Genomic DNA, 4,478 nt, shown 5'->3' with positions numbered 1-4,478 from the left:
TAAGCGGACGTGATATGAGCGATTTGGATTTGAGTAATGCTGACCTTTCCGGGGCAAATCTAAGTAGAACAAGTATAGAAGCTGAGCAACTACTTGGTACTAGTTTAATACGTGACAATTTTAGCGAAGATAATCAGCTTGAAGCAGCAAAAAAGTTGAGTGAGATAATGTTGTTGGAAACAAATAACTTCAATAAGAATGATAAATTATTCGAATCCACTAAGAACATGGCTAAATCAGAGTGTCAACATAATCAGCTTGACGCAGCAGAAAAGTTGAGTAAGATGTTGAGTGGGATAATGTTGTCCGAAACAAATGACTTCGATAGATCCAGTAAGGATGGTAAATTATTCGAATCCATTAAACACATGGCTAAACCAGAGTGTCAACAATTGTTTAATAAGACATTGGAAGAACATGGTGTGTTCATGATGGATTCATATTCAATCGCAGGAAACATTATTCTAATGATTCAATCCTTTACAGAACAATAACTCCAGATGAATGGAATGAAGCCGTAAAATCCGGTTACTTTGATGCAGATAAAATGGCACTACTTTCGAGAGGACTCAGTACGACCACAGAGTACAAGGATTTCATCAAGGATCTAAAAGATTATCTGGAATCCCTTAACATCACTAGCCAAGAGAGTTATTGTAAAATACTGGACAAAGGTGAGATTATGATGGGAAAACATGACTATTGTACCAATGTCAGTGTAATAACCCCAGAAATCTTAGAAGACGTAGAAATCTTTGGACAATATACCTCTTTTTATAGAGAGTTTGGCAAATTAATTGGTGTTATTTTTAATAAAAAATAAAGATAAAATTCAATAGCGCTCACAACAACATTCTGACGATGTCATTTAAAGGTGCGATGGCCACGCGCATTGATAAAAAAAAGCCAGTTCATCTGAACTGGCTTTTTTATACCGGCTGGAGCCTATTATTTGTAGACCAGATGAGAAGCGTGACCTTCACCATCCAGCATGACAACTAAATATGCAGTTCCTGCAGTTTGTCTTTTGGCAGCGCCAGCTCTTCATTGCTGTTAACGCGAACATCACGTTCCAGAATATGACGTGCAATGTCCTGCGCTTCGCTGAGGGAGTGCATCTGATACGTACCGCACTGGTAGACGTTCAGTTCCGGGATCTGATTCTGATCCTGCACTTTCAACACATCTGCCATTGCCGCTTTCCAGGCATCAGCTACGCGTTGTTCGTCCGGCGTTCCAATCAGGCTCATGTAGAAGCCGGTACGGCAACCCATTGGCGAAATATCGATAATCTCGACACCGTTGCCATTCAGGTGGTTACGCATAAAACCAGCAAACAAGTGTTCCAGCGTATGAATACCTTTCTCAGGCATCACTTCTTTGTTCGGAATGCAGAAACGCAGATCAAACACGGTGATAGCGTCGCCATGTGGGGTGTTCATCGTTTTTGCAACCCGGACTGCAGGAGCTTCCATCCGGGTGTGATCGACAGTAAAACTATCTAACAACGGCATTTAGCCACCTCCGATAAATTTTTTTAAAATATTCTGAACTCTTTGTTCCGGGGCGAGTCTGAGTATATGAAAGACGCGCATTTGTTATCATCATCCCTGTTTTCAGAGATGAAATTTTGGCCACTCCCGAGTGGCCTTTTTCTTTTGTATCAGGCGTGCTTTTCCAGCCACACACCAAACGGCTCAGTATCTGCCGCTTCAATCTCCTGCTGACGGCGCTTAGAAGCCACACTTTCAGCAATAAATTCTTCTTCCTGCAGCAGTTCCAACGGCTCTTCGCGCAACAAGTTACGGTACGCTTCACCCAACGCTTTACCCGTGCCACCGATACCTGTATCAATCATAGACCGCAGGATCCGCGCTGAGAATGTCAGCTCAGGATTATCAAAGCAGGCAACCAGTTCGTCACATACTTTTTGATATTCCTCTCCCCCGTGAATGCCGTCCAGCGTTTGCGCCACACGTTTCAGATCACGGAACAGATCTTTACCCACTTTAGGCAATGGGAACTGAGCCGTTTCACAACCAATACCTAACGTCAGGCCTGGCTTGCGCCCTTCCAGAATAACGCGATTCCAGTTAGTACGCGTACACAGCAGCTCGTCGCTACTCATTTCCGGGGCATCAGCCAGAACGCACCAAACCATGAACAAATCGAGGAAGCGCACCTGCTGTTCATCTACGCCGATTGGCGAGAATGGGTTGATGTCGAGCGAACGCACTTCGATGTACTCAATGCCGCCGCGTAGAAGCGCATCAGACGGCGTTTCACCGCTGCGAGTCACGCGTTTCGGACGAATTGGCGCATACAGTTCATTTTCGATCTGCAAAACGTTGCTGTTGATTTGCAGGCGCTTACCGTCTTTCTCCAGACCGATCGCCGCATACTCCTCTGAAGGCGTTTTAATCGCGCGCTTCAATCCTGCCACATACTCATGCAAATCGTTAAACGTAATTCCGAGATTACTTTGCGACTTATTGGTATAACCCAGGTCACTCAGACGCAGCGACGTGGCATAAGGCAGGTAATACATACCACAATCGGTTTTTTCAAACGGCAGCGTTGTCGGCTTTCCTTGCAGGAAGGAGGAACAAATTGCGGGTGAGGCGCCAAACAGATACGGGATCACCCACCCGAAACGGTAGTAGTTGCGGATCAGACGGAAATACCCTGCTGACACTTTTTCTTTAGCGTCTTCATCGCCATCTGTTACGCCACATTTCGCCTGCCAGAAAGCCATCGGCAACGAGAAGTTGTAGTGTACGCCGGAGATAGTCTGCATCAACGCGCCGTAACGGTTTTTAAGGCCTTCACGGTAAAGGGTTTTCAGACGACCGATATTCGACGTACCGTACTGCGCCAGCTCGATATCCTGACCTTCGGCAATATAGCAAGGCATGCTCAACGGCCACATACGCTCATCGCCAAGATTCCTGGCAGTATAGCGATGCAGATCGCGCATGAACGTGAGCATTTTGTGAATGCCATCGCCCGGTGGAGTAATAAACTCCAGCAGTGTTTCGGCAAAGTCAGTGGTTATCCATTTATGCGTTAGCGCTGAGCCTAACACTTCAGGATGGCCTGTCGTTGCCAATGAACCATCAGCATTAACACGCAGCGTTTCGCGCTCGAGCCCGCGTTGAATCCCCTCTAACGCATGAGGATGTTTTTCCAGCCAGGCCAGCGCCTGTGATACGTCCGGGATCAAATTGACCTCCCGCCTGTCAAAATCGTTTTAATTAGCATAATGGTATTGGTCACCCTGAAGGTTATTCCACAACACTATTAGTGCCACCACATAATGCCTTGCGTCGTAACCGCCGCGACCACAACATAGCGCAGCGTTTTGCCAAGGCATAAGAAAAAGAGAACTGGCCCCCACGAGATGCGCATCCATCCCGCTAACAAGCACAGTAAATCACCCACAACCGGCATCCAGCTTAATAATAGTGTGACAGCGCCATAGCGCCTCAGCCAGCCAGTAGCTTTCTCTTGCCAGCGCGATGTTTTACGCAACGGAAAGAAACGCCCAAGGATAACGTTAGTTAACCCTCCAAGGCTATTACCCATTGTTGCTGTTAAAACTAAGACCCAGGGATGACTCGCTCCAGAAACCAGTAAGGCAACTAAAACAACTTCAGAATTTCCAGGTAATAGCGTGGCGCTGAGAAAGCTGCTGGCAAACAACGAGAGGAGCGACAGTCCATCACTCACAATAACCGGACATCCACGGCATCCATTCCCGCGGCACGCGCTGCCTGTAGCCCAAAATCGGCATCTTCAAACACAACGCAGCGAGCCGGAACGACGCCCATACGCTCAGCACATAACAAGAAGGTATCAGGAGCCGGTTTATGGCGTTGTACGTGATCGGCCGCCACCACGGCATCAAAATAACGACGCAGCCCAAGGTGAGTAAGCAGAGCTTCTGCAATGGCACTTTCGCTCCCTGTGCCTACTGACATAGGACGGCGACCATACCAGGCCTTCACAACATCGACCAACGGTAAAGGCTGGACGCTATCCAGCAACATGCTTTTAACCTTATCGGTTTTTTCACGCGCCAGTGCATGAGGGTCAAGATCGGCATGGTTCAGTTCAATCACCGATTGGGCAATACGCCACGTTGGGGAGCCGTTGAGAGCAACCATAGCCTGCTCATCAAAACGTAGCCCATAGCGTCCTAATACCTCATGCCACGCTTTACGGTGCGTAGGTTCGGTATCCAGGATGGTACCATCCATATCAAAAATTAAACCTGCATAACGTTCGTACATCGTCTTCTCACAAGCCGATTAACCAGACGTTATTTTATCGTAATTGATTGATTTTGTCGCTGACAGCGAATTGAGGATTGTTCAGGGAAGACAAGGAAATAATTCAGGAGAAGATGGTGCATCCGGGAGGATTCGAACCTCCGACCGCTCGGTTCGTAGCCGAGTACTCTATCCAGCTGAGCTACG

General features: G+C 47.3%; 6 protein-coding genes. 2 read left to right on the top strand and 4 right to left on the bottom strand.

Annotated elements, in window-relative coordinates:
• Nucleotides 1-494 (top strand): pentapeptide repeat-containing protein (locus OGX91_RS00135; RefSeq protein ID WP_353622654.1); only part of this gene is annotated, 494 nt, incomplete at its 5' end.
• A 188-nt stretch (nucleotides 495-682) separates the two neighbouring features.
• Complete coding sequence (locus OGX91_RS00130) at nucleotides 683-823, top strand: hypothetical protein (RefSeq protein ID WP_286625089.1); 141 nt, start codon at nucleotides 683-685, stop codon at nucleotides 821-823.
• A 175-nt stretch (nucleotides 824-998) separates the two neighbouring features.
• Here the strand turns inward: OGX91_RS00130 and luxS are convergent, their stop codons facing one another.
• From luxS to yqaB, 4 genes are all read right to left on the bottom strand, one after another.
• Nucleotides 999-1,514 carry an S-ribosylhomocysteine lyase gene (gene luxS / locus OGX91_RS00125; protein WP_005130532.1) on the bottom strand — a complete coding sequence of 172 codons (516 nt, stop codon included), beginning with the start codon at nucleotides 1,512-1,514 and terminating at the stop codon, nucleotides 999-1,001.
• 149 nt (nucleotides 1,515-1,663) lie between these two features.
• Entirely contained in the window at nucleotides 1,664-3,223 is a 1,560-nt protein-coding gene (gene gshA, locus OGX91_RS00120) for a glutamate--cysteine ligase (protein WP_005130535.1), read from the bottom strand.
• A 77-nt stretch (nucleotides 3,224-3,300) separates the two neighbouring features.
• Nucleotides 3,301-3,729 (bottom strand): YqaA family protein, encoded by a 429-nt coding sequence (locus tag OGX91_RS00115; RefSeq protein WP_072041465.1) that lies wholly within the window; start codon nucleotides 3,727-3,729, stop codon nucleotides 3,301-3,303.
• Nucleotides 3,726-4,292: a fructose-1-phosphate/6-phosphogluconate phosphatase gene (yqaB, locus tag OGX91_RS00110; RefSeq protein WP_040232255.1), complete on the bottom strand. Its 567-nt coding sequence runs from the start codon at nucleotides 4,290-4,292 to the stop codon at nucleotides 3,726-3,728. The genes OGX91_RS00115 and yqaB overlap by 4 nt, the downstream gene beginning before the upstream one ends.
• Nucleotides 4,293-4,478: the final 186 nt, after the last annotated feature.

It is taken from the genome of Citrobacter sp. Cpa228, from assembly GCF_030333085.1.
GTDB classification, from domain to species: domain Bacteria; phylum Pseudomonadota; class Gammaproteobacteria; order Enterobacterales; family Enterobacteriaceae; genus Citrobacter; species Citrobacter pasteurii.
This window is presented reverse-complemented; position numbering and strand designations above follow the sequence as displayed.